Origin of the sequence: Halobacteriovorax sp. RT-2-4, assembly GCF_047085445.1 — a bacterium.
GTDB lineage: Bacteria > Bdellovibrionota > Bacteriovoracia > Bacteriovoracales > Bacteriovoracaceae > Halobacteriovorax_A.
The window spans coordinates 836,186-860,352 of sequence record NZ_JBKIXY010000002.1 but is presented as its reverse complement, the minus strand read 5'-3'; the positions used below and the strand labels follow the sequence as shown (position 1 = coordinate 860,352).

The following is a 24,167-nucleotide window of genomic DNA, read 5'->3' as shown; positions in this document are numbered from 1 at the left end:
GGCCCCAAAAAACTTAAGATGCGCAAAATCAAAAAATTGTAAGTTGTCTTCAGTAGAAGAGATTTACACTAAGGGTTTCCCTTAGAATCAAAAAATATAAGGAATATTGATTGGACACAGTTAATAATCCTTCCATGAGGTAAATTATGACAGATTTAAACAATCTAAAACAATCTTGGATGCAAGGTTACGAAGTTGTTCTTGGTGAAGACATCGAGACAAGAGATGAAACAGAGTTTTCGAAACTACTAGATTCGACAGAAACTCCAACATTTACAGAAGGTGAAGTTTTCAAAGGTAAAATTGTTAACATCTCACCAGATTACGTACTTGTTGACATTGGATACAAGCAAGAAGGTCTTGTTCCAAAAAGAGAATTCACTAACTACGATGGTTCTCTAAAAGTTGCACTTGGTGACGAAATTGAAGTTTATCTTGATAAACTAGAGTCTCACCTAGGTAACCTAGTTCTTTCAATGGACAAAGCTCAAATCCTTAAAGCTTGGGATAAAATTTCTGAAGCATGTGAAGACGGTACTCCAGTTACTGGTACAGTTGTAGCAAAAGTTAAGGGTGGTCTATCTGTTGATATCGGTGTTAAGGCTTTCTTACCTGGTTCACAAATTGATGTTAGACCAACTAGAAACCTTGATAAATTCATCGGTAAAAAGATGGAATTCAAAGTTATCAAGTTTAACAAGAAACGTGGAAACATCGTTCTTTCAAGAAGAGCAATTCTTGCTGAAGAAAGAGGTAAACTACGTGGTGAAGTTCTTTCTCAAATTGAAGAAGGAATGGTTGTTAAGGGTATCGTTAAAAACATCACTGATTACGGTGCATTCATCGATCTAGGTGGAATTGACGGTCTTCTACACATCACTGATATGTCATGGGGACGTGTTAAGCACCCATCAAATATCCTTACTCTTGGTGACGAAATCGAAGTTAAGATCCTTAAGTTTGATAAAGAAAAAGAAAGAGTTTCTCTTGGTCTTAAGCAAGTTCAAGAAAACCCTTGGGAAGCTGCTCAAGATAAGTATGTTGCAGGAACAAAAGTTAAAGGTGAAATCGTATCTGTTAAAGATTACGGTATCTTCATCGAGCTTGATGACGGAATCGAAGGTCTAATCCACGTTTCTGAAATGTCTTGGACAAACTCTATCAAGAACCCAACTAAGCACTTCACTGTAGGTGAAATCGTTGAAGCACAGGTTCTAGAAGTAGACGTAGAAAACAAGAGAATTTCTCTTGGTATCAAGCAACTTCAAGAAAACCCATGGGATGCTCTAGAAGCTAAGTTCCCTGTAGGTTCAAAAGTTACTGGTAAAGTTAAATCAATCGTTGAATTTGGTATCTTCGTTGACCTTGGTGAAGAAGTAGATGCTCTAATTCACGTATCTGATTTCTCTTGGACTAAGAAAAATATCAACCTAAACGATGATTACAAAGTTGGTGATGAGATTGAAGCTGCTGTAGTTTCAGTTGATAAAGAAAACCAAAAATTCTGTCTAGGTGTTAAGCAACTTAAAGAAGATCCTTGGAAGAAAATTGAAACAAGACTTCCAGTTGGTACAATCGTTGAAGCTCAAATCGTTAGAGTAACTGATTTTGGTGCTTTCGTTGAACTTGAAACTGGTATCGAAGGTCTAGTTCACATTTCTGAACTATCTGAAGATAGAGTTGAGAAGCCAGAAGACGTAGTTAAGAAAGGTGACGTAGTTAAAGCTATGGTTATCTCTCTAGATAAAGATGCGAAGAAAATCGCTCTTTCTATGAAGTCTGCTCTAAACTCTGATACTCAGGGAATGCAACAAGAAGTAGTTAAGTCTGCGACTCTTGGTGACGTTCTTAAAGGTTTCAACCTTGGAAATGACGAGTAATCTACTACTTAAATAGTTGATTATACGAGGCCACCCCTAGGGTGGCCTTTTTTATGTCCAGGATGGACGGTATGTCCGCGAAGGCAGGAGCCGAGAGCGGACGCATGCCCGCGGACGCATGTCCAGGATGGAATTTATATTTATTCTTTCTTCAAACTCAGTTCTCCGTTAAAATATATTTATGCACAAAATCACAAAAAATAACTCTGGCTTTACCCTGCTTGAGATTGTTATGGCAGCAGGCCTTTTAGCAATTATAGCACTTGGATTCGCTCGTTTCATGAAGACTCAAATGAAGTCGACAAAGACTGCAATTAATCAAACAGAGCTAAATAACTACGCTAATGCAATTAAGGCCTATATGGCAAAGCCTGGGATTTGTAAAAGGTCTCTAGGAAAGCTTGGGGTGATAGAGAATGATCTCATTCTTGAAGAGATAGTTAGACCTGATGGTAAGGCAAAGTACACGATAGGAGATAAGGTTAACGGAACGAATTTCGTTCTTTCTTCAATGTATATTTCGAACTTCTATGTGAACAAGGTAGAAGGACAAGACTTTCACCGTGCGGAATTAAAATTAAATTTAGAACTTAATCGTATGAATAATAATGCTTATGGTGGAAAGACGATTATTAAGCGATTTGAGGTTGATCTATTTGTGAATGATTCAAATCGAGTAGAGGACTGCGGGGTTCTGGGTGGAATATATTTACCAAAGATACCTTTTATGAATACTTCTTCGAGTTCCTCAACTGCAGAAGCAAGTAGTGGTTCAGATTCAAAGCCTAGCGAGAGTGAATCTAGTCAAGAGTCAGTAAATAATGATCTTTCGAAAAAGACTGATTACGATAAGGTCTTTGAGGAATCAATCAACGAAGCGGCCCAAAAAACTGGTCAATCACTGTCACAAGAAGATATTAGTAAGGCCGTAAAAAATAATCCTGAACTTCAAAAGGCAATGGAATCTTTAAAATCTCTTCAAGAGAATACAAAGAAGATGGAAGCTCTTCTAAATGAAGAACTTTGATCTTAATTTATTGATGAACCTTTCCATCTGGAAGACAAATTGAGCACCCTCCATCTTCTTCATCGATATGAGAGGCAATTTCTTCATCCAGCATTTCCTTAAGCTTTTCAACTGTTTCACTTGAGGCACCGAGAGATTCAATAAGTGTTTGCGAGACTGAAGGGATTACTAGCTTAATATCAAGGCCCATTTCTTCCAGCTCTTCAGATTTTTGATAAGCACGATCTGCGTCTTCCATTGAAAACTCATATAAGGTAGAATTGGATAGGTTATCAATAATTTTAATGCGGCTAGACATGTGGACTCCCATTACTCTTATTGATTAAATGTAACATACGAAGGCTTAATCGTGAAAATTAAAAAACTATTCTTTTTATCTAATAACCAAATGATGATAACTGCTATCGAGGCCTTAGGTAGGGAAGTCGGTGGAGATTTCTTCACGCTATCTAATGAAGAAGAGGCCTTTCATTTTATCAGAGATATTGTGCCTGAAGTCATCCTTGTGGATCTTTCGACAATCACGGCCGATACAATTGGAAAAATCGAATCAGAGTTTTGCCAAAATATCCCTGTTGTTCAACTTGTGACGAAGGGTGAAGAGGGTGCTCAGCGTGTTATAGAGGCACCGTTAGATATTGCAAATTTACTTTCTAACCTCGATCGTATTTGTGGAGATTTTAATGGAGAGGGATGAGTTTTACATGTATCTTGGCCTTGCCATTATAATTCTCGTAATCATAGGAACATACTATTGGCGATTTCATTCTTAAAAAATATATTCAAAGGAAAAACTATGTCTAAGATTCGTTGTGCTCACATTCTTGTTGATCAAGAATATGAAGCGAAAGATTTATTAAAAAAGCTTGAAGATGGAAAAACTTTTGAAGAACTTGCAAAAGATTTTTCTAATTGTCCTTCTGGGCAACAAGGTGGAGACCTTGGAGAGTTTGGAAAAGGGATGATGGTGGCACCATTTGAAAAAGCTGCGTTTGCACTAGAAGTTGGAGAGCTCTCTCCAATCGTTCGCACGCAATTTGGTTACCACCTAATTAAGAGAATCTCTTAAGACTTCTACTTCTGTTCTGGGCACTTGCTGTCCAGAACTAGTATTTGCCCTTCCTTATCATTTAATACTAAACAAGAACTTTTCTCATCTTTGATATTCTTAATGATTTCATTGTGAATGGCCATGCAATGTCCATATCCTGGAAGAGTGAAAATATCGTGTCCACGTGTGCTATATAGGTTTAGGCCATTGATAAAACCCTGGCAGTCGAGAATGACCTTATCGTAGTTCTTATTTTTGATTGAGAACATGAAGTCCATATCTGTTTTAAAATAAGCTTCAACGTCGATTGTTTTAACTGCTGAAAAGGCAGACCAAGATAGCATAGATAGTAGTGTTGCGAGTATGATTTTGTTCATACTCGCTCATCGGAATAGTAAAATTTAAATTTAATTTTTTACTTAGACTTCGTCTAGTTCGTCTAGAAGGGGATCGTGAGGTCCGAGTTCAAACTTTTGTAACCCTAATGGATTATAAATAAAGTCAGGTACTCTAACTTGATAGTAGATCCCTTTTTCGTGATTACTTGTTTTAATGACGTTTGTTTTTGAAACCACAATTGAGTGTGCGGCCCCTGCATCATATGGAATAAAGAGATCGTAATTATTCTGCTTTTCTAAAAAGAAGTTAACGATGTATTCACGAAGGTTATCAATTTCATCAGTATTAAAACTAGAGATCACAAAGCTATTAGGATGTTTTCTCTTGATGATAGTTTCAGTAATCTTATCATTTAACTTATCTTTTTTATTGAAGACAATGAAGCGCTCTTTATCAGCAAGTCCAAGTTCACTTAGTACATTATTTGTAACTTCAAGATGCTTTTCGTAATTAGGATCACTAATATCACAAGCGATTATTAGAAGGTCCGCTTCTAGGGCAGATTCAAGAGTTGTCTTGAAACCATCAATAAGAGTGTTTGGAAGGTTTGATAAGAAACCTACCGTATCAATAAGGATCATCGGCGGCTTTGTATCTGGGTTTAACATCCTAAATGTCGAATCAAGAGTCGCAAATAGCTTATCTTCTTCTAAGACGTTTACGCGGCAAAGACGATTCATAAGAGACGACTTCCCAGCATTTGTATAACCAACAAGGGCCGTTGTAATAGCCTTTTTTGAGCGTTTCTTCTTTTGCTCAATACGAGATTTTTCAACCTCTTTAAGCTCTTTCTTATAAAACTCGATACGCTCGCGAATGATACGACGGTCAAGCTCGATCTGCTGTTCACCCTCTCCACCACGGACACCAATACCACCTTTTTGACGGCCAAGGTGAGACCAGAAACCGGCCAGGCGAGGAAGGATATATTGCAGACGTGAGATTTCAATTTGAATACGTGCTTCTTTTGTACGGGCGTGCTCAGAGAAGATCTCAAGAATAATATGGCAACGGTCAACAACCGACATTCCTGTTAGCTTTTTGATATTTCTAATTTGTGAAGATGTAAGCTCGCAGTCAAAAACAAGAAGAGTCGAGCCTTCAGCTTTTGCATCCATTGCGATTTCTTCAAGCTTTCCTGTTCCTAAGATTGTTCCAGGATCAACAGTCTTCTTATTTTGAATATACTGTTCACCTGTCTCAATATCTAATGTTCGCATTAGTTCTCTAAGCTCTCCAAGTGAACGGAGAGTGTCTTTTTCTGTCGCATGTTCTTTAAACTTTGGACAAACTAAAGATACAAGTGAGGCCTTTGCCTCACGTGAAATAAAAAATTCATTATCAAGCATAAGTAATTTCCACTAATCTGTTATCGATAAGGCGAGTAGGTTTACTTCCTACAAAGTATGCACCAGCGATAACAACTTCTTTTGTATTTGATTCAACATCTTCTAAATTAGTACTATCAAGTACTTCAAGATAATCCCAATTTGAATCTTTTAAAGTTTCCTCAAGGATTTCGTTAAGCTGAGCCTGTGCTTCAACCCATGTCGTTCTTGCTAGAAGATTTTCTAGTTCATTTAATTTATTTGGAAGAATAAGAGCAAATTCTTTTTCTTCACTTGTCAGGTAGCCATTTCGTGATGAAAGGGCAAGGCCACTTTCTTCGCGTTTAATTGGCACTGTTTTAATTTCAAGTTCAAGATTTAAGTCATGGGCCATTTTCCTAATGACACAAACTTGTTGATAATCTTTCTGACCAAAGAAAGCCTGGCTTGGTTTAATTAGTGTGAAGAGTTGATAAACAACAGTTGTCACACCACTAAAGTGCGTCGGACGACTTTGTCCACATAGCTTTTGCGTAATACCATCAACTGATACCGTCGTGTTAAAGCCTGCTGGATAAACTTCACTATTATCTTTTGGTAGGAAAACTAATATATCAGCGGCACGATTACCTGCCGTTTCCTTGATTAGGTCAAGGTCTTGTTCTGGTGTTCGAGGGTAGCTATCCAGATCTTCATTTTCTCCAAATTGCTTTGGGTTTACAAAGATTGTGACAACAACTTTATCACAGGTTTCAAGAGCGTTTGTTAGAAGGCTCATGTGACCTGCGTGTAGATTTCCCATTGTTGCAACAAGGCCAAGAGAGTCGTGTGAGACTTCTTTCATTGCTGCAATTAAATCTGATCGCGTTTGAATTAACTTCAAGCTTTAATCCTTTGAAATATTTCTTTTGCTAACTCGATTTTTGATAGCTCACCTGTAAAGGCAATTACGCCATCGTTAAGGATTGTGTAGTAAGCTTCATTATTACCAAAGCCCTTTCGTGAACTCTTACAAAGGCCACTGTCGACATGAGTTCCGATTAAGAGTTTCGTTGGCTTACGATTATATTTTGATTCTAAGATTTCTTTAGAAAGATCTGTTTCAGCAGCAAATCCGACAATAATTTGATTCTCTAACTTATTGGCAACAACATGAGCAAGAACATCTTGGGCCTTTTCAAATTCTAAACTAGAAGATAGGGCTTCCTTCTTTAGTTTACCTTCTGCTGTCTTAAATTTTAGATCACTAATGGCGGCCGTTGAAATATAAGTATCAAATTGATTTTCAAGCGCAAGAACTGCTTCATACATTTCATCCGTTGTGCGAACTGAAATGATTTTAACTCCTGGAAGGCTTTTTAAAAATTGAAATTCTGGACATGAGTTTTGTCCTAGTAGAATTGTCGTTTGATATCCTAAGCGAAGAGATTCTTTTGCAATTTCATAACCTGTTTTACCAGATGATGGATTTGTTACAAAACGTACAGGATCAATTGGAGCAACAGTTGCTCCCGCTGTAATAACAACTCGTTTTGATGATTCATTTATTGATGGGTTGATAGCATCAAAATTGGCCAGGACCTCTTCAACTGCTGGAATTTTTCCCGCACCGACATCACCACATGCGAGTTCACCAGAAGCTGGTGGGTAGATAAAGATATTACTTTGCTTATTCAGCCTCTCAAGTAGGTCAATATTTTCTTGAGTGATTGGATTCGTCCACATTGACGTATTCATGGCAGGATAAATAATCGTTTGAAACTTATCCCATCCTGCTAAAAAGATTGATGTTAGTAGATCATCGGCCTTACCCATGGCAAGATTGGCAATTGTATTAGCACTGGCCGGATAAATATGAAGTGAGTCTGCCCACTTTGCTAGCTCAATATGAAGAACAGATTTTGTTTCGACACTTCCACTAAAGTCAGATTGCGCGCTATAGACTTGGGCGGCACCAAGGTAAGTATAGAGGTCAGCATGAACAAATTTCGTTGCTCCACTTGTTAAAATAACCTTTACCTCGTGACCTTTCTTTACCAGCCCTCTTACAAACTCAATTGATTTATAAGCGGAAACTGAGCCACATACACCTACTAATATTTTCATATATTTAACTTTCTGGTTGTTAATACTATGTGTCTATCTTATATATGTTTTTAAGGATTTAGGCCATTGAATTTGAAATATCTGAAGGTATTCGGAAGGCCTGTGTAATAAGTAACAAAGGTAAGTTTATGAAATTTGGTAAGTTCTCAATCATCTCACAACGTGACGTACAAGCACTGGGAGATACACTAGAACTAATCTACATAAATTACGATCATATCGTGTCAATGAAGCCAATTAATATCGTTATTGAAGGTGATGTTAAGGAAGGTTATTGGCTACGACTTTCTAATGGCAAGAAGTATCGCGCTATCGAAATTCCAGCAAATTTTAAAAAGAACTTTGTAGGTTAAAGTAGACTAAAGAGAGCATGATGAATTAGTTCGTTCTGGATTTCACCATAATCTTTTAATTTATGAGAATCACCACCAGTTAAAATGACTCTGTGTTGATTATATTTTTTCACTTGGGAAATAATCATCTCAAGATAGGCCATGTAGGCATGTGAGATGGCCTGTTCTGTATTAGTCATATCATTTATATCGATTTCACTTAGTAGGGGAAGATTCGCTGAAAATTCTGGGTATGATTTTAAGTAATTTGCCAGTCCTAAAAAGATCGGGCCACCAAGATGTTTTCCATGATCAATTTCATCGAATGTGATGAAGCTTCCTGTATCGACGAGTAGAAGTTTTTCGTTCGGAAAATTCTTTTGTAGGTAATGGGAAATTACCTTGCGATCAATACCTAGCTTATTTGGATCGTAAGTCGTTTTAAAATCCCTAATAAGATCATTCGCATTCTCTGCTCTTTCAGGCAGTAAGTCTGTTATTTCTTTTGAGACATTAGAATAGATAATTGGAGCACTCTCTTCAAATTTAAAACTAAAATCTGAGATATTTAATTTTTTAACATCTCTTAGAATGCTATCTTTAAAAACACCTATTTTTAAGAAAGTGTTTCCACTATCAATGGTGTAGGTCTGCATCGTCTGAATTATCCGCTTTTTTACTTTTAAGAATATATTCACTAATGAGTTTTAGTTTTTGTTCGTAGAAGTTAGCAATTGGCTTACAAAAATTTGGATACTTTCCAGGTCCCATCTTCAAGAGATCATTAATCACAAGAACTTGTCCATCTGTATTTTTTCCGGCTCCAATTCCAATTGTAGGAATTGAAAGCTCTCTTGTAATAATTGTCGCAATCTCATCAGTGACACATTCAAGAACAATTGAAAAACAACCAGCTTCTTCTAAAAGTTTTGCTTCGGCAAGTAGTCTTGCTTTATCCGAATCATCCTTACCGTGAGTATAGTAACCACCTTGCTCATGAACGCTTTGAGGCGTTAGACCAATATGGCCCATAACAGGAATCCCTGATTGAGTAAGTCTTTTGATGATATCTAATTGGTGAGGGTAGGCACCTTCAAGCTTAAGTGCTTCAGCTTGAGTTTCTTGAAATAGCTTTGTGGCATTTTCAAGGGCCTTATCAAAAGTTGTATATGAACCAAAAGGCATATCAACAATAACAAATTTATTTGGAGCACCTCTTCTTACTGCTGCACCAAAAATGGACATTTCTGTTAGGCTAACTTGAACAGTCGTATCATAACCAAGAACAACATTACCAAGGCTGTCGCCCACAAGAATCATATCAAGCTCAGTTTCATTTAACATTTGAGCTGTTTGATAATCGTAACAAGTAAGAACTTGTAGTGACTTTCCTGTTGCAGAAAGTTTTGATTTTCTAATTTTGCGAGTTGTTAGCTTCTTCATTCCCGTGAACCAATTTCTTTCCAAAGCTATTATAAACCTTGGTGATTTCTAAGTTATTCCACTCACTTATAACCTGAGAGAGCTGCTTTTGGAAATCAGTATGAAGAATTTCACGGGCAAAAGAGCCGTTTTCGATATTTTTATAGATTTTATTGAGCTTGTTCTGATACTCATCATCAAAAATCAGTGACTTGGCCATTTCTCCACCCATAAAGGCATTTGGAGAGATGAGCTTCATAAACTCGGTTGGGCCAAATTTTATCATGGCGTCAGCTATGAGTTTAACCTCATGCCAACATTCGATATAAGCAATCTCTGGAGTGTGACCTTTTGCAATCAGGGTTTCAAATGACAGCCTTGCAGCTTGGGGAATGACTGAGCATAGGATTGATTGCTCAGAAAAGAGATCACAAATAGTTTCTTCTTCGAAGCTTGCGACAATTGGGCCAACACTAATGCCTAAATCTTTTGATAGCTTTAGAAGTTTCTCATCTTCACAATTAACAACAGCAGTTAAGGGCGCATTTGTTTCGTAACCAAAGCGTAGTTCACTTGCAATAGCTTTTGGCGCCAAGAGAAAGTGCTCATGTGAAGGAAGCTTTGATCGTAGGTCTTGGTACATAACACTATAGCCATGACCGTAAACTAATCTTTGCTTAAAATTCGTATCAGAGAATTGAAGAGAAGTTAAGATTTCTTCATGTGTATCATCTGGTGTTAGGATGATGATAAATTCATAATTAGCAATTTTCGAATTATTGATATCAATTGTTGGAAACCCCATCTTATTTGCAAGGGCGATTGAGCTGCTACCTTGGCGCAAGCCTATAGTGACTGATCGAGCAGAATCTCTTAGGTTAAGTGACCATGATTTTGCTTGAGAGCCAAAGCCAATAATTAAAATATCATTAGAAATATTATCGCTACTATTTTTCATCATAAAAATTAGATATCATGGATTGAAACAATAAGGGAAGTTATGGCACAGGAAGTAATCTATTTTTCTAAAAAAGGCTTAACAGCACGTGATGCATTAATTAATGAGGGAAATCTCTGGGGGAATTCTTTTTTTACAACAATACTTGTTAAAGAGGGAAAGGCGATTTTTTGGGATCAGCATCGTGAAAGATTAGAGAAGTCTTTTCAATATTGTTGGCCTAATGATTTTAGTAAATCTTTAATTGATGAAGTCCAATTGGCCACAGCTAAAATTCTTGATGAGTTTACTTCTATTGCTCATGCTTATCTAAGAATTACATTCTATCGTGAACTATCTGGAAAAATTCAATATTGGATTTGGACGGTAGAAAAATCGCAATTAACGAGTGCCTTAAAGATTATGTCTCGTTGCTATTATCCTGATCGAAACTTTCCCGACTTTTTAAAGCGCAGTAATTACCAATTTCAATTTCAATTGAGAAAAGAGTGTTTGGCCCAAGGTTATGATGACGTTCTCTTGCTTGATTCTGAATCATATATATTAGAGCTACCTACAGCTAATATTATTTTTAAGAGAGGGGATGAGTATATTACTCCCATTGCTGAGTTTGGTGTTCTTGATGGAATTTCCCTTGAGAGAATTAAGTTTATGCTAGAGAAATTAGGACGTCCGCTAAAAGAGATGCGCGTTCATGCAGCAGAACTACATGAATTTGAAAGTTGTTTTTCTACAAGTTCATTTAATGGCATAAGGCATATTTCAAGTATAGATGAAGTAGCTTATAATGAAGATACACAAATTAAGAAGTTAGTTAACGAGTTTTACGGAGAAATTTGGTGACAAAAGTGTTGAAGGTTAAATGCCCTGAATGCTCAAAAGAGTTTAATTATTATTCAAGTGAATTTCGTCCATTTTGTAGTGAGAAATGTAAAATGGTTGATTTAGGAATGTGGCTTACTGAAAATTATACAGTCGCAAGTAATGAGCCATTATCTGAAAGTGATTTAGAGGCCGTAATTAGAAAGAGACAGGATGAAGAAGATTACTAAGAGTGAACTTATTGCCATTGAAGGTGAGTTGATTAGAATTGCTCGTGGAGCTGGAAGAATTTTAAAACCTTATCAAAAAGATCTTTCAAATTTATCGATTAGTTATAAAGATGCTCAAGGCGCAGTCTCAGCAGCAGATCATGCTTCTGAGGGATATATTATAGATCAGCTCTATAAACTACATTCAGATATTCCTGTATTGGCCGAAGAAGACTTCTATCACAAGTACCAAGGTGATTATAAGCATCTTAAGGAATACCAAGATAGCGACTACCTTTGGGTTATTGACCCCCTTGATGGTACAAATAATTTTGTCCACGGCCTGGAACATTACTGTGTTTGTCTTTCGCTAACTTATAAACTTCAACCGGTTGTTGGGGTAATTTATATCCCTGAAAAAGGTGAGTTTTATTGTGCTACAAAAGGCAATGGAGCATATCTTATGAAGGGCAAAGAAAAGACTCAACTAAAAAAAACGCGCTCAAGAGATCGTGGTTTTCTATTAGCAACTGGCTTTGCCACAGAGAAGGGAAAGCCATTTAATGATGAGTTCAAAAAATTTAAAAAAGTCATGGTTAATATCTCTGCTGTTCGCAGACTTGGCTCAGCGGCCATCGATCTTTGTTATGTGGCCCGTGGAATCTTTGATGGCTTTTGGGAGAAGGGGCTGGCCCCATGGGACGTAGCCGCTGGAAAAATAATTTGTTCAGAAGCTGGTGCAAAAGTAACAGAGTATAATGGTCATGATCATAATATCTTCTCAGAGACAATTATTGTAGGCAGAAATCCCCTTTATGAGAAACTAAATGAAATGGTTTCTGATTAAAAAGCTCGGCCAAACACCTACTTTATAGGTTCATTTTTGCTATTTTTTCATATCTTTTAAATAGCGCTGATTATGTTAAAATAATCAAAGGTTTATATATTAAAAGGATTAAAAAGTGACGAATTCTATCACGAGATTATCAAGAGAAATGATGTACGTTAGTGACAACGTTTTTTATATTTTATTCTCTATTCTTATACTTTTAATTTGTATCATCGTCGTTTATTGGTTTTATACAAGAAAACGTATGCAGGAGTTACAACATCAAATTCCAGCAAATGTTCTAAAGAGCTATCTAGACTCAGTTATTCAAAACTCGAATGCTCTTAAGTCATCTCTTTTTAGAGGCGGTGGATTAGATACAGGAGAGGGGATTCCTTCTGTCGTTCCTGGGGGAAGTCTTCCAACAGGTAATGTTGATGGTGCACAGCTTGCAAGTAAGAATGCAGAAATTGCTGCACTAAATGGACAAATTGCAAATAAGGATTCTCTAATTAGAGACCTTGAAGCACAACTTAATGTTGTTGAGCAATCGGGTTCTAATTCTGATTCAGCTCAAATTATAACAAATCTAAATTCTGAAATTGCACAGTTAAAAGCACAAGTTGAAACTTTAAAAACTGCTAGTGCCACGGCCGGTGATAGTAGTGCTGAAGTATCAGCTCTAGCTTCTGAAAGAGATGAGCTTCAAGCTAGACTTAAAGAATATGAAATGATTGAAGGTGATCTTGCTGACCTTAGAAAGTTTAAGCAAGAAAATGAACAACTTAAAGCGCAATTAGCGGATTCTGGAGCAGCTCCAGTAATGCAAGAGCCTACTGAACCTTCAGAGCCTGAGATTGACTTAACTCCAGAAGCCGAACCTGAGGTTGATCTTTCTCCTGAGCCAGATGAATTTACTTCTCCTGAGGAAGAGCCAGTCGAAGCACCAGGGCCAGTTGAAATTCCTGAACCTGAGACGCTGATGGAAGAAGCTCCTGAGGTTTTCGAAGAATCTTTTGATGAACCGACAATGGATGCAGCCCCTGAACCAATTGAAGAAGCAGAGGCACCTGCTCCTGCGCCAGTGGCCGATGTTGCTGCTGAGAAAGCGCCTGATAATGAATCAGCTGAGCAAAAATCTGCAGAAGAACTTTTAAGTGAATTTGAGAAAATGCTAGGTTAGAATTAATTACTAAAATCTTATAAGTTTATTTGGACAAGGATGTCTTTTGAAAAAACTACTTCTTATTGCAACATTAATTGTTAGTTTTAACTCGTACTCTGCTGTTAATCACAAGGCACATCAAGCTGTCTTAACGCAGAAGCTAGAAAGACAATTCAAGTACAATCTAAAGTCTGCTGAAATGGATAAGCTTAAACAGCAAGTATTAAAGCTTAAAGGAAAGTCAGTAGCGGCACTTATCAATGTAATGAAGAACGAAAAGTATCCAGAGAAAAATCGTTGGATGGCCACTTTCTTACTTGGTAGAGTTATGGGAAAGAAATCAGCTCCATTTATTTCTAAGTTTGCGAAGCATCCTAACTGGGTTATGAGAATGGCCGCTCTAAAATCATTATTAGCTTTAAATCAAACAGATTATAAGGATGTTTATAAGCAATCTCTAAAAGACAATTCTCTAATTGTTCGCTATCAAGCACTAGAGAATGTTAAGAAGTTAAACCTTACAGACCTCGCTCCAAATATTTGGGCCATGCTATATGATAAGAGAAACTATCATATCAATGAAAAACTTAAATCAACAAAGAGGGCCCATATTGTAAAAGAAATTATTACTACAATAGGTGATCTTAAGTTTGAAAAAGCTAAGAAACCTCTTCTATCAATGATTCAAAAAGAAAAATATTCTGATATTCACAGTGAAATCTCTGATACATTAGAGAAGATTACTGGTAGAAAAGCGCCAAACGGTAACTTAAAAGAGAAGAAACGTTTCTGGTCTAAAATTTCTCAAGCGGCAGTAGTTATCCGCTAGTATTCAAAATGATTAATCTGAAATGATGGGTGATGAAACTTAAAGGCATGTCCTTTAGGTTTTATCACAACGATCTCTTTCTCTTCGATATGAGTTTTCTTCTGAGCATCTAAAACACCAATGAATTGCTTTAATTCAATTTGAGAAGGTGTATTAGGAATTGAAGTGAAAATGATATTGAGTTGTTCACCATAATTCTTTGAAAAGAAGTAATGGCTTAAGCTATCTTTAATTAGATTTTTATTCTTAGACTTTAAAATTCTTTCCTCTAGTGTGCCATCAACGAGATGGTTAATGGCCTCGAGGATTTGAGCAGAACTTTCTTGTTGCTCGTCATAGAGACAGATGACTGCGCCAACTTTTTCATTTATTAATGTGAAGAGTTCGTGCTTTAGTGCCATTTTATTGTGCTTTACTTACCTTATCTAGGATTCCGTTAACAAAGCTTTTAGATTCTTCTTTCCCATAGCTCTTTACAAGGTTGATGTACTCATTGATTGCAGCATTATTTGGAGTATCTTCAAACTTAATCTCATAAGTTCCAAGGCAAATAATTGCTCTTTCAATTGCATCTACTGAATCAAAGCTTCTTTTTAGAATATAAGCTGATGCTGTTTCTTTGATTTCAGGAAAGTTCTTGATAACACCTGTAATTAGTTTATTACCAAAGCTTTGTACGCTTGGGTTGATATCATTATCATGGTGCTCTTCGTCTTCTTTCATGTATGATTCTTCAAACATTTCAATATCGGCCTTAAGCTTTCCAATATCATCTTTATATTCTTCAAGTTCTGTTTTGAAGTCTTTTAAAAATAATTTGTAGATAAATTTAAAAGCAAAACGACGTGCTGCTGACTTATTGTTGAATGCTTGGTTTTTCACTAGTTGAATCCTTATTTAATAAAAACTTTTCTTTTAAATTTCCAAATTGACCGATGCTCTTTTGTAAACTTTCGATGAAGCCATCGATGTCTTTAAAGTTCCAATAGAATGAAGCATATCTAACGTAGGCAACAGGGTCTAGCTCGTAAAGCTTTTCCATAACAACTTCACCAACAATTTTCGCAGGAACTTCGATATTGTTCATTTGCGATAGAGTCATCTCAACATCATCAATTAATCGGTTGATTTGTGCCGTAGTTAAAGGTCTTTTTTGACAGGCCTTATTGATCCCTTTCGAAATTTTTTCGCGGTTATATGGCTCTCGTCTTTTGTCATTCTTTACAAGTGCCGGAACTTGAAGCTGAAGCTTCTCATAAGTCGTATAACGAAAGTCACAATTTAGACATGCCCTGCGACGACGAACAGCAAGTCCATCTGACAGATGTCTGGAATCAATAACTTTTGTGTTAGGTGTTTGGCAACTTGGGCAATACATATCTATTTTTAGCATAATATGAATGCATTGCATATTCCCATTTTTACGGTGTGAATATTTATTGAAGAGAAGAGAGCTTTCTGAAATTATCCTCAAGGTCTTCCATTACTTCGTTTCCATCATGGTAGAGAAGAACCGTGAAAAAGTCTTGTTGTTCTCCTGTGCGCTGTGTAATTTTATATGGAGCAACAGCTTCTTGTTTGTACATGTGGGACTTATCCCACTTAATCTGAGGAAAGGATTCAAAGACTAACTGCGCAAATGAAATGCGACTTGTATCTGAAGGGTCCATCTTGTAATCATATGGCTTACCTATATTACTTAGGGCCAGAACAATTCCTTGAGTTGTTTCATGATAAGATAATTTTCTTTTTCGAATTACAGCAAGGTCGTCTTGATTATAGATCGATTCGATACTTTTTAGTTTGATGCCTTCTCTTGTTGTTGTAATAAAGTTGAGGTTCTTAGATTGAATCTCATTACGATACTTAATAATGAGAGGATGCTTAGATAATCCAAGCTTAACGATTTCATCCCAAGAACCAATCCAGATTCCAACATTATCCCAAAAGCGATCGACGACAGCGTTATTAAAGCTATTCTTATTATGAGTAAAAATAATGTCCATTGGTTTAAGTTGATAAACTAAATGGTCTTTTTCTGTTTTTCCTAAATAGGTAACTTGACCACCTGTTAAATTTTCAAATTTGATAGCTTTATTAAAGTAGCCTACATAGTAAGTCTTATCTTTAAGTGCCATCGATGAGATTGTATTTTGAAGTGAAGAAGTAATTTCATTCCATCTTTTCTTTTTATTATAGCTCTTAATCAATTCATTATAGACAAGCGTCTCTTCAATAAGTGGATTGATATAATAAGAAATTCTTGTTTTATTTTTAACTTCTTCAAATATTTTTATATCACGATAAATTGCGGCCATCTTTGCTAGTCTCCTATGAGAAGGGGACTTAACAAGCTTGTTGACAAGGTTGTTGTGATAATTTTCAAGCTCTTTTTGAAGAGTAATATCTTTTTCACTTTTTATTGCTTCACGAATTTTATTCTTTAATAGTAAGTGATTTTCATAGATTGCAATATTTGCGATAAAACCAATTTTTATGGCCTTTATAATTTCGGCACCTTTTATGTCATAAGGATTAATGATTGCGTAGTCGATATCTCTTTCTTGTCTTTTAAGCTTTCGTTTTCCCTCAAAATATATTTCTCGTCTTTGTTCAACTAGTGTCGTTTGATTAGTTCGTATTTCAAAACGTGTTGTTGGATCTGTTACCCACGAAATATTTTTTAAAAATGTATTTAGCTCAGAAGTTATTTTTTGATTCGAATCAAAATACGGTGAAATAAATTTTAGAGAACTCTGATTATTTTTCTTTTGTGCTTTTGCAAAGTCCATTCGCCACACAAGATTTTTTTCAACGGCTTCCTGAAGTTCATAGATAACTTCTTTGCTGATCTTGAACTTAGATGGATTGTAGTCTGGTGTTGTTGAAGCGATATAGCGAGATACTGCAGCAGAGTACTGATCATAGGCCATTTCTATTTGATCGACAGTAGAAGCACAAGACGATAACAAAGTTGAAACTAAAATGACTGAAATAAATTTCGAATGAAAATTCCTCACAATATCCCCACAAACTAAATCTCATTTAGTTATCGGCTAATTTAAGAAATTTTATTAATATTAGAGGATAGTAGGCTACTATCCTCTATAAAGTATTGAAATTAGTAGACAGGAAATTCTTTGCAAAGCTTTTCAACTTGCGACTTGATGTCCTTAAGAGCGGCTTCATTCTCAGCATTTTTTAGGGCCTCGACAATCCAAGTTCCTATTTGCTTCATCTGCTCTTCACCCATTCCACGAGTTGTAAGTGCAGGTGTTCCGAGACGAATCCCACTCGTTACAAATGGAGATCTTGTATCCCCTGGAATCATATTCTTATTACAAGTAATTCCTGCTTCTTCTAAAGCCTTTTCCGCAACTTTACCTGTAACGCCTGCTGGATCAGTTTTCATAAGGATTAGATGATTATCTGTACCACCTGAAACAATTTCCATTCCTAGCTCAATTAGCTGTTTAGCTAATGCTTGAGCGTTTGTAATAACTTGCTTTTGATATTCCTTATATTGTGGATCAAGAGCTTCTTTAAAAGATACCGCTTTCGCAGCAATAACGTGCTCAAGAGGTCCACCTTGAATTCCCGGGAAAACGTTGAAGTTTATCTTCTTTGCAAGTTCTTCATCGTTTGTCAGGATAATACCACCACGTGGTCCACGTAATGTTTTATGTGTAGTAGACGTTACAATATGCGCGTGAGGAAATGGTGAAGGGTGAAGGCCTGCAGCAACAAGGCCAGCGATATGGGCCATATCAACCATTAAGTAAGCACCAACTTCATCAGCTATTTCTCTGAACTTAGCGAAGTCAATTGTTCTTGGATATGCAGATGCACCAGCTACGATTACCTTTGGTTGGTGTTCTTTAGCAGCTCTTCTTACATCATCGTAATCAATCATTTCTGTTTCAGGATTTAATCCATAAAATTTCACATCAAAATATTTTCCAGAGAAGTTTACCGGTGAACCGTGAGTTAGGTGGCCACCTTCTGATAGATCCATCCCAAGAATTTTGTCTCCTGGAGCAATGATTGAAAAGTATGCGGCCATATTTGCGCTTGAACCTGAGTGAGGTTGTACGTTTGCAAATTTACATCCAAACAATTCACATAGACGATTAATTGCAAGCTGTTCAACTGAGTCAACAACTTCGCACCCACCGTAGTAGCGCTTGTTAGGTAAACCTTCGGCATACTTATTTGTAAGTACTGAACCTTGTGCTTCCATTACTGCAAGTGAAGTATAGTTTTCAGAAGCAATTAATTCTAATCCTTCTTCTTGTCTCGCTAGTTCTTTTTTTGTTAATGAGAAAATTTCCTCATCCATTTTTTCTAGGCTATTGGCGTTTTTATGAAACATTCTTTATCCTTCAATTTTCTTCAGTACTAATGAAGAGTTAGTCGACCCAAAACCAAATGAGTTATTAAGGGCGTATTTAATATCTTTCTTAACTGCCTTATTAGGAGTGTAGTTAAGATCACATTTAGGGTCTTGATTGTCGATGTTAATCGTTGGTGGAATAATCCCGTGGTGAAGAGCTAGAGCTGTAAAGACAGTCTCAACACCACCAGCAGCACCTAAAAGGTGACCAGTCATTGACTTAGTTGAAGATACATTTATTTTCTTTGCATGCTCTTCTCCTAGTACTCTTTTAATTGCACCAGTTTCTGCAACATCTCCAAGTGGAGTTGATGTTCCGTGAGCATTTACGTAATCAATATCTTCTGGAGAAATACCTGCATCTTCGATAGCTTTTTTCATACAACCGTAAGCACCATCTCCTTCTGGATGTGGAGCTGTAATATGGTGAGCATCTGAAGTTGCACCGTGACCTACGATTTCTGCATAGATCTTAGCTCCTCTCTTAACTGCACTTTCATATTCTTCAAGAATTAGAACTCCAGCACCTTCACCCATTACAAAACCATCACGATCAATATCAAATGGACGAGAAGCTTTAGTAGGCTCATCAACGCGCTTTGAAAATGCTTTCATATTGATGAATCCACCCATACCTAGGTTACAGATAACAGCTTCAGCTCCACCTGTAATCATGAGGTCATGACGGCCAGAACGAATCTCTTCTACCGCATTTGAAATAGCGTGGCACGAAGATGCACATGCAGATGAAACAGTGTAGTTAACACCCATGAATCCATGTCTAATACTTAAAACACCAGTTGCCATATTTGGAATAATCGCCGGGATGAAAAAAGGTGAGATACGACGTGGCCCACGCTCGACAAATGTCCTTGCTGTTTCTTCTGTAATTGGGAAACCACCAATACCAACTCCAAGGATTGCACCAACTTTGTACTTATCGAAATCCTCTAGGTTTGCACCTGAGTCTTTTAGGGCCTCTTCAGTTGCGTGAAGAGCAAAGTGAATGAAGCGGTCATATTTTTTCGCTTCACGAGCTTCCATGATATTTTCATCTAATTCGAAGTTTTTAACTTCTCCAGCAATTTTGATTGCTAGATCTGGAATAGGGAAGCTTTCAGCTTCTGAGATTCCTGATCTTCCTTCGATTAGTCCATTCCAAACATCTTGTGTGTTGTGACCTAATCCACAAATTGTTCCAAGGCCTGTGATAACAACACGTTTATTACTTCTGTTACTCATATATATTCCTTTATCTTCCTTTATTTATTCTTCAATTCTACTAAGTTTTTTTCCTAGTATTTGATAATTTTGCAGGCATTTTGACAAGGCATAGAGGGTCTTAATTTTTACGCTTTTCAAGCATTACTGTTTAATTTTTAACGTAATTTCAGTAGGTTGAACACTTTATTCATTTTTATCGTTAATAAGTTAATATTTTTAAAGGCTTATACGATAAGACTGCCATGAAAAAGATTAACCTATTAATTTTATCAATTTTATCTGTTTACACTTTTGGCGCAAAGGTTTCCGTTGAATTTGCCAATGATATGCGCTTTGACAGCTGTAATGCTCCCGCAGAAGTTCCGGTTGTCATTTGTGAAGATGGTGACTCGCAGGTCGTTCTTCAGCGAAATCAAAGTGGTCACCTATTTGGGATTTATCGCAATGGAAGCACCAAGGAAACTGAGCTTTTTCCTGTTAGGACGATTAGCGATGGAAAAGAAATTATTTTTCATAATGCCAATAGTAAGCAATTTGTTTCTCAAAGAGCAGTACAAGAATTTGATACACCGGCCGCTCGTATCCAAGCAATGGATGAGGCCCAAAAATCTATCTTCTCACTTATTAGAAATATTGATCCTTCCCAAGAAGAAATTAGGGATAGCCTACAGAATATCTTAGAAGGTGTTGAAGACGATATTGAAAATCAAAATGAAAAGGTGACTCAAGCATACACAAAGATGTGGGTCCAAGATAATAATAACAAAAATCATCAGTGTGAGATGGCCACTAAGTGTACTATTAAAAAGTGTGGCGATAATCACTACATAATCTTTGATCCAGCTCGTAATGTGTATATGCCTATCAATTACTCTCGCGATACGAGAGGTAATGCTCAGTTCACTAAGAACGATAGTTATATCAAGTATGCTCGTACTCTTGGTGGTGCTGTTATTGAGAGAAATGAAGAGTATGAGAAGTCACGTCTTACTGTTCAAAGAAAGGCACCTGAAGCGATGGGGCACAACTCCACAACTTTCTTCAGCATGCAGGATGCTGGATTTAGCGACTACCTAAAAACAGTTCTTCCTCATTGTCCAAAAGAGATTCAGGGAGATATTATCGGCCTTGGAAGGCAATCGGTGCGCGAAAGAGATAATTTAGACTTCGTTCATCTTGTTGATGTCGTAAACGGAAATATCAATAGCCAGTATATCAATCGCCAGTTCTTACCAAAGAATAGCTGTCGCGATGGTGATAGTTACTATGCTGCTGATTCATATGAAAAAGTTCAAGACTATCGTCCACGTGCTAGTGGTGTTATCTCGATTCAAAAAGCAAATGAGCTTTTTAAGAAGGCCCGTGCAATGGAAGGGATGGCCTGGCAGTACGTACAAGACGGATGCTATGCTCGTTCAGAACTTATGGTTAATATGTTTGAAGAAGAAGGTGTTATCGCAGATAAGGCCTGGGCATCAGGAAAACTTAAAATTCCTAATCAGCAATATCCTTACTGGAGTTATCATACGGCACCTGTTGTTTATGTTGATAATGGAAGAGGCGGAGTTTCAAAGATGATCATTGATCCTGCTATTGCTTCAAAACCGATTCATGTTAATGAGTGGCTAGAGACAATGGGAGCAGATGCTTCTAAGGTCGATCATGTGGGGTTTCCTCCAAGTTTAGATGCTGTGAGTGTAGGTAAGACTGCTTTTGGAATTGCTAGTAGGGAATCATATCACCCGCAAACTGCGGCCAATATGATGAGCCGTGAAGCAAGATCAAAGGCAGCTAAGGAACTACTAGCAAATTATGAGAAGAGAATTCTTTAGGAATAAGTAAAATGAAAAAAATAATTCTTTGTACATTACTAAGCTTTGTATCTACTTATGCAGCCAATCTGGCCACATCACAATACCATGTCTCAACTTTTAAGTTAGAGAAAGATGAAATTACTGTTAGCTTCGTGGAGAGTGCTCCCTTTTACCGAGCGAGTAAAAAAGATGCGAAGTGCTTTCAAAAGGCAATTAAGTCAAAAGAGAAGGTTGAGATTAAGTACGATTACAAAACTTTTCAAATACAAAGCTGTAAAAATTTATAAAAAGAAAGCCTGCTATAAGCAGGCTTTTTTTATCTAAGAATTATTTTTTGATTATTGCTTAGACTCTAGGTACTTAACTACGTCTTGAACAGACTTAAGTCCTTCTGCATCTTCTTCTGGAATTTGAATATCAAATTCATCTTCCATCTTCATCATAAGTTCAACGATGTCTAGTGAGTCTAGGTTTAGATCGTCTACGAATGAAGTTGTTGCATTGATTTTTGCGATATCGATTTTTGTTTGATCCGCTACTAGTTGAATTACTTTTTGTTCCATATTTGTCTCCTAATAAATATATTAAGTTATAAACTCAATTTCTCTCTCTTATATAAAAATTTAATTTTAGTATATTAATATTTTTCTAGATATAAAGTCCACCGTCAATTTTAATAACTTCACCAGTAATATATCCTGACGCTTGGCTAAGTAGGAAGCAAACTAGGTTTGATACATCTTCCGTTGACCCAAAGCGTGAAGTTGGAATTGAAGCTATATAAGCTTCTTTCGCCTTTTCTTCAAGAGCATCAGTCATATCCGTTTCAATAAATCCTGGACAGATAGCGTTACAACGAATGTTGCGACTAGCTAATTCTTTGGCAATTGATTTTGTTGCACCAATAAGCCCTGCTTTAGAAGCTGCATAAGCTGTTTGAGAAACGTTACCCATTAAACCAACAACTGAGCTCATATTAACAATTGATACATTTTCAGCTTTTAAGAATCCACGTGAACAGATACTTGTTAGCATGATAGCACCTTTAAGGTTTGTATCGATAACTGCGTCTAGGTCAGCCTTTCTCGTTCTAAGCAGAAGAGTGTCTTTTGAAACACCCGCATTATTTACAAGACCTTCAACTGGACCAAATTCCTTAACAAAGTCATTTACTGCCGTCTTCATTTGCTCTTCATTATTTAGATCGAACATTAGGCCAGTTACATTTGAAGCACCAAGCGCTTTAAGTTGCGACTCAACTTCTTTAGCAACATCTTCTTTTCCTTCACGGTAGTTGAAGATAACGTGTGCGCCTTGAGAAGCAAGTGATTTAGCGATATCTAGTCCGATACCACGGCTTGCTCCCGTTATTAAAACTTTCTTGTTCTTTAAATCGTTATAAGTTGCAATCATATTTGCTCCTAAGAGTTTAGTGCTTCTCTTAATTCATCAAAGGCACCATCTTTGTCTAAAGAGATAACTTTGATATTACGGTTAATTTTTCTTGCTAGTCCCATTAGAACTCGTCCTGGTCCAACCTCAACACAAAGAGTGTCATCATCTAGGCTTGCAAAACTTTGAGTCCAAAGAACTGAACCATCAATTTGCTTGATCAGGTTCTCTTTTACAACTTCACCGTCTGTACCAATTTGATACTTTTTGGCGTCAATATTGGCAATATAAGGAATTGTCGTTTTATTAAAAGTTACGTCATTAAAAAATGCTGCCATATTTTCTCTAGCTGGTTTCATAAGACTAGAGTGGAATGGAGCACTTACTTTCAGCTCAACTGTTTTATGTGGTTCAGAGAAGTTTTCTGAAATCCATGAAACGGCCTTGTCACATGCGTCTGCATGTCCCGAAATAACGATTTGTCCTGGCTCATTAAAGTTTGCAGGCATTACTTCATTGCCTTCAGTTGAAGCTTCTTTACATGCTTTTTCAACGATATCTGCAGGAACTCTCATTACAGCATACATTTTTCCCATTCCCGCAGGAACAGCTTCTTGCATATATTTTCCACGATTGTGAACAGCTCTTAGCGCATCTTCAAAGCTTAGAGCACCAGCTGCAACAAGTGCAGGGTATTCACCAACTGAGTGTCCAAGTACACATGAAACTTCAACACCTGCTGCATCTAAGATCTCTTTAGCTTTTTGAAATAGGCCAATTGAGTAAGTCAGAATTGCTGGTTGAGTGTTTTGTGTAAGAGTTAGCTCTTCTTCAGGGCCTTCAAGCATAATCTTTGAAAGGTTGTATCCAAGAGCTCCATTTGCTTCTTCAAGTAATTCAAATGATGGGTGTCCTTCAAGACTTTTTCCCATTCCTACGTATTGTGATCCCTGACCAGGGAAAATTAAAACAACTTTTTTCATAATA

Annotated in this window: 29 protein-coding genes; 12 read left to right on the top strand and 17 right to left on the bottom strand. The window is 36.9% G+C overall.

The features are described 5' to 3' along the window. Positions 1-146: 146 nt before the first annotated feature. Together ACMAYL_RS14630 and ACMAYL_RS14625 are read left to right on the top strand one after the other, a co-directional pair. Positions 147-1,880: a 30S ribosomal protein S1 gene (locus ACMAYL_RS14630; RefSeq protein WP_103217804.1), complete on the top strand. Its 1,734-nt coding sequence runs from the start codon at positions 147-149 to the stop codon at positions 1,878-1,880. A gap of 181 nt (positions 1,881-2,061) precedes the next feature. Beyond that, positions 2,062-2,907 carry a prepilin-type N-terminal cleavage/methylation domain-containing protein gene (locus ACMAYL_RS14625; protein ID WP_412471284.1) on the top strand — a complete coding sequence of 282 codons (846 nt, stop codon included), beginning with the start codon at positions 2,062-2,064 and terminating at the stop codon, positions 2,905-2,907. A 7-nt stretch (positions 2,908-2,914) separates the two neighbouring features. Here ACMAYL_RS14625 and ACMAYL_RS14620 read toward each other — a convergent pair whose 3' ends face one another. Then, a complete protein-coding gene (locus tag ACMAYL_RS14620; protein ID WP_103217806.1) occupies positions 2,915-3,145 on the bottom strand; it encodes a hypothetical protein in 231 nt (76 codons plus the stop codon). A 111-nt stretch (positions 3,146-3,256) separates the two neighbouring features. On the opposite strand from ACMAYL_RS14620, the gene ACMAYL_RS14615 reads away from it, so the two are divergent. Then, entirely contained in the window at positions 3,257-3,604 is a 348-nt protein-coding gene (locus tag ACMAYL_RS14615; RefSeq protein WP_103217807.1) for a hypothetical protein, read from the top strand. A 99-nt stretch (positions 3,605-3,703) separates the two neighbouring features. After that, entirely contained in the window at positions 3,704-3,976 is a 273-nt protein-coding gene (locus ACMAYL_RS14610) for a peptidylprolyl isomerase (protein ID WP_103217808.1), read from the top strand. 5 nt (positions 3,977-3,981) lie between these two features. Here ACMAYL_RS14610 and ACMAYL_RS14605 read toward each other — a convergent pair whose 3' ends face one another. From ACMAYL_RS14605 to coaBC, 4 genes are read right to left on the bottom strand one after another with little or no spacing between them, the layout of a single operon-like run. Beyond that, entirely contained in the window at positions 3,982-4,335 is a 354-nt protein-coding gene (locus ACMAYL_RS14605) for a hypothetical protein (RefSeq protein ID WP_412470344.1), read from the bottom strand. Positions 4,336-4,377: 42 nt separating this feature from the next. Further along, positions 4,378-5,706 (bottom strand): GTPase HflX, encoded by a 1,329-nt coding sequence (hflX, locus tag ACMAYL_RS14600; RefSeq protein WP_103217810.1) that lies wholly within the window; start codon positions 5,704-5,706, stop codon positions 4,378-4,380. Beyond that, on the bottom strand, positions 5,699-6,568 hold the full coding sequence (panC, locus tag ACMAYL_RS14595) for a pantoate--beta-alanine ligase (RefSeq protein ID WP_103217811.1): 870 nt from the start codon (positions 6,566-6,568) through the stop codon (positions 5,699-5,701). Before panC ends, hflX begins: the two co-directional genes overlap by 8 nt. Beyond that, positions 6,565-7,791, bottom strand: coding sequence for a bifunctional phosphopantothenoylcysteine decarboxylase/phosphopantothenate--cysteine ligase CoaBC (gene coaBC / locus ACMAYL_RS14590; protein WP_412471283.1), 1,227 nt, complete (start codon positions 7,789-7,791; stop codon positions 6,565-6,567). The genes panC and coaBC overlap by 4 nt, the downstream gene beginning before the upstream one ends. 128 nt (positions 7,792-7,919) lie before the next feature. Between coaBC and ACMAYL_RS14585 the strand changes: the two genes are divergently transcribed. Beyond that, a complete protein-coding gene (locus tag ACMAYL_RS14585; protein WP_103217813.1) occupies positions 7,920-8,144 on the top strand; it encodes a hypothetical protein in 225 nt (74 codons plus the stop codon). On the opposite strand, the gene ACMAYL_RS14580 is transcribed toward ACMAYL_RS14585, so the two are convergent. From ACMAYL_RS14580 to ACMAYL_RS14570, 3 genes are read right to left on the bottom strand one after another with little or no spacing between them, the layout of a single operon-like run. Then, positions 8,141-8,779: a type III pantothenate kinase gene (locus ACMAYL_RS14580; protein ID WP_412471282.1), complete on the bottom strand. Its 639-nt coding sequence runs from the start codon at positions 8,777-8,779 to the stop codon at positions 8,141-8,143. The two genes, ACMAYL_RS14585 and ACMAYL_RS14580, sit on opposite strands and share 4 nt — an antisense overlap. Beyond that, entirely contained in the window at positions 8,760-9,566 is an 807-nt protein-coding gene (gene panB, locus ACMAYL_RS14575) for a 3-methyl-2-oxobutanoate hydroxymethyltransferase (protein ID WP_103217993.1), read from the bottom strand. The genes ACMAYL_RS14580 and panB overlap by 20 nt, the downstream gene beginning before the upstream one ends. Further along, positions 9,538-10,506 (bottom strand): hypothetical protein, encoded by a 969-nt coding sequence (locus tag ACMAYL_RS14570; protein ID WP_412463413.1) that lies wholly within the window; start codon positions 10,504-10,506, stop codon positions 9,538-9,540. The genes panB and ACMAYL_RS14570 overlap by 29 nt, the downstream gene beginning before the upstream one ends. Positions 10,507-10,545: 39 nt before the next feature. Here ACMAYL_RS14570 and ACMAYL_RS14565 point away from each other — a divergent pair, with 39 nt between their 5' ends. The 5 genes from ACMAYL_RS14565 to ACMAYL_RS14545 all read left to right on the top strand — a co-directional run bounded on the left by ACMAYL_RS14565 (position 10,546) and on the right by ACMAYL_RS14545 (position 14,357). After that, positions 10,546-11,346 carry an aminotransferase class IV gene (locus ACMAYL_RS14565; protein WP_412470341.1) on the top strand — a complete coding sequence of 267 codons (801 nt, stop codon included), beginning with the start codon at positions 10,546-10,548 and terminating at the stop codon, positions 11,344-11,346. A gap of 5 nt (positions 11,347-11,351) precedes the next feature. Further along, positions 11,352-11,555: a DNA gyrase inhibitor YacG gene (locus tag ACMAYL_RS14560; RefSeq protein WP_199177538.1), complete on the top strand. Its 204-nt coding sequence runs from the start codon at positions 11,352-11,354 to the stop codon at positions 11,553-11,555. Further along, the gene (locus tag ACMAYL_RS14555) at positions 11,539-12,381 is read left to right on the top strand and encodes an inositol monophosphatase family protein (RefSeq protein ID WP_103217818.1); all 843 of its coding nucleotides are present in this window, start codon (positions 11,539-11,541) and stop codon (positions 12,379-12,381) included. Before ACMAYL_RS14560 ends, ACMAYL_RS14555 begins: the two co-directional genes overlap by 17 nt. A 115-nt stretch (positions 12,382-12,496) precedes the next feature. Beyond that, complete coding sequence (locus ACMAYL_RS14550; protein ID WP_412470340.1) at positions 12,497-13,546, top strand: hypothetical protein; 1,050 nt, start codon at positions 12,497-12,499, stop codon at positions 13,544-13,546. A gap of 46 nt (positions 13,547-13,592) precedes the next feature. Next, on the top strand, positions 13,593-14,357 hold the full coding sequence (locus ACMAYL_RS14545) for a HEAT repeat domain-containing protein (RefSeq protein ID WP_103217820.1): 765 nt from the start codon (positions 13,593-13,595) through the stop codon (positions 14,355-14,357). Here ACMAYL_RS14545 and ACMAYL_RS14540 read toward each other — a convergent pair. The 6 genes from ACMAYL_RS14540 to fabF all read right to left on the bottom strand — a co-directional run bounded on the left by ACMAYL_RS14540 (position 14,354) and on the right by fabF (position 19,992). Then, positions 14,354-14,758: a hypothetical protein gene (locus ACMAYL_RS14540; RefSeq protein WP_103217821.1), complete on the bottom strand. Its 405-nt coding sequence runs from the start codon at positions 14,756-14,758 to the stop codon at positions 14,354-14,356. The two genes, ACMAYL_RS14545 and ACMAYL_RS14540, sit on opposite strands and share 4 nt — an antisense overlap. 1 nt (position 14,759) lies before the next feature. Next, positions 14,760-15,239: a transcription antitermination factor NusB gene (gene nusB, locus ACMAYL_RS14535; RefSeq protein WP_158246856.1), complete on the bottom strand. Its 480-nt coding sequence runs from the start codon at positions 15,237-15,239 to the stop codon at positions 14,760-14,762. After that, positions 15,214-15,750, bottom strand: a complete 537-nt coding sequence (gene nrdR, locus ACMAYL_RS14530) for a transcriptional regulator NrdR (RefSeq protein ID WP_021268241.1) — start codon at positions 15,748-15,750, stop codon at positions 15,214-15,216. The genes nusB and nrdR overlap by 26 nt, the downstream gene beginning before the upstream one ends. 43 nt (positions 15,751-15,793) lie before the next feature. Further along, positions 15,794-17,377 carry a YiiX/YebB-like N1pC/P60 family cysteine hydrolase gene (locus tag ACMAYL_RS14525; protein WP_103217823.1) on the bottom strand — a complete coding sequence of 528 codons (1,584 nt, stop codon included), beginning with the start codon at positions 17,375-17,377 and terminating at the stop codon, positions 15,794-15,796. 101 nt (positions 17,378-17,478) lie between these two features. Further along, positions 17,479-18,729 (bottom strand): serine hydroxymethyltransferase, encoded by a 1,251-nt coding sequence (glyA, locus tag ACMAYL_RS14520; RefSeq protein WP_103217824.1) that lies wholly within the window; start codon positions 18,727-18,729, stop codon positions 17,479-17,481. Positions 18,730-18,732: 3 nt separating this feature from the next. Further along, positions 18,733-19,992, bottom strand: coding sequence for a beta-ketoacyl-ACP synthase II (gene fabF / locus ACMAYL_RS14515; RefSeq protein ID WP_103217825.1), 1,260 nt, complete (start codon positions 19,990-19,992; stop codon positions 18,733-18,735). A 224-nt stretch (positions 19,993-20,216) separates the two neighbouring features. Here fabF and ACMAYL_RS14510 point away from each other — a divergent pair, with 224 nt between their 5' ends. Together ACMAYL_RS14510 and ACMAYL_RS14505 are read left to right on the top strand one after the other, a co-directional pair. Beyond that, positions 20,217-21,806, top strand: a complete 1,590-nt coding sequence (locus ACMAYL_RS14510; RefSeq protein ID WP_393057236.1) for a protein-glutamine glutaminase family protein — start codon at positions 20,217-20,219, stop codon at positions 21,804-21,806. Between the two features lie 11 nt (positions 21,807-21,817). Then, complete coding sequence (locus tag ACMAYL_RS14505; RefSeq protein ID WP_412463410.1) at positions 21,818-22,075, top strand: hypothetical protein; 258 nt, start codon at positions 21,818-21,820, stop codon at positions 22,073-22,075. A gap of 51 nt (positions 22,076-22,126) precedes the next feature. On the opposite strand, the gene acpP is transcribed toward ACMAYL_RS14505, so the two are convergent. The 3 genes from acpP to fabD all read right to left on the bottom strand — a co-directional run bounded on the left by acpP (position 22,127) and on the right by fabD (position 24,163). Then, complete coding sequence (gene acpP / locus ACMAYL_RS14500; RefSeq protein ID WP_021268262.1) at positions 22,127-22,351, bottom strand: acyl carrier protein; 225 nt, start codon at positions 22,349-22,351, stop codon at positions 22,127-22,129. An 85-nt stretch (positions 22,352-22,436) separates the two neighbouring features. Continuing rightward, the gene (gene fabG / locus ACMAYL_RS14495) at positions 22,437-23,201 is read right to left on the bottom strand and encodes a 3-oxoacyl-ACP reductase FabG (RefSeq protein WP_233189709.1); all 765 of its coding nucleotides are present in this window, start codon (positions 23,199-23,201) and stop codon (positions 22,437-22,439) included. A gap of 8 nt (positions 23,202-23,209) precedes the next feature. Then, the gene (gene fabD / locus ACMAYL_RS14490) at positions 23,210-24,163 is read right to left on the bottom strand and encodes an ACP S-malonyltransferase (RefSeq protein WP_103217828.1); all 954 of its coding nucleotides are present in this window, start codon (positions 24,161-24,163) and stop codon (positions 23,210-23,212) included. Positions 24,164-24,167: the final 4 nt, after the last annotated feature.